This is a genomic window from Neorhizobium descurainiae (genome assembly GCF_051400715.1).
GTDB lineage: Bacteria > Pseudomonadota > Alphaproteobacteria > Rhizobiales > Rhizobiaceae > Neorhizobium.
In genome coordinates, this window is the sequence record NZ_JBLFFK010000097.1 from 1 (window position 1) to 640 (window position 640).

Here is a 640-nt window from a genome sequence, read left to right on the forward strand (position 1 = left end):
AGGGTCTCGCCGCCGATGGTGAGTTCGCCAAGGCCGCCCGCCGGCATCTCGTTGCCGTCGCCGTCCAGCACCCAGGCACTGCGCGAGGGCCATGACCGTCCGATGGCACTGGTAGCTTCATCGGATCGGGGATTGAGGACATGCGACGAGGTCGTGATCGTCGCCTCGGTCGGGCCATAGCTGTTCCACAAGGGCACCGACGCCGGCGGCGAGCGGCGCCATGCCTCCATGGCGCCGCCCGGCAGGGCCTCGCCGCCGATCGCCACCAGCCTCAGACTTGCGACCTGTTCGGCCGAGACCGCCTCGAACCAGGAGCGCCAGTAGCCAGTCGGCAGATAGGCAAGGGTGACCTGCTCCTTCTCGATTGCGGCGGCCGTCTCGGCGAAGCTCCAGACATCCCCTCCTCTGACGACGGCACGACCGCCGCAGGTGAGGATCGGCAGCAATTGCTCCATTGCCGCATCGAAGCTGATCGTCGAGAACTGCAGGACCCGGTCGCGTGCATCAAGCGCGAATGCCGAGATATAATCGTCGACATGGAGGCTGAGCGCCCTGTGGGAGATGCCCACCCCCTTTGGTGTGCCTGTCGATCCTGATGTGTAGATGACGTAGGCGAGCTGGTCAGGATGGATGGGGGCGG

The 640-nt window shown here is 65.9% G+C and carries 1 protein-coding gene; it reads right to left on the bottom strand.

Translation table 11 applies throughout. The features are described from left to right. On the bottom strand, positions 1–640 hold a 640-nt coding region (locus ACMGE0_RS33600; RefSeq protein WP_436820180.1), incomplete at both ends, for an AMP-binding protein.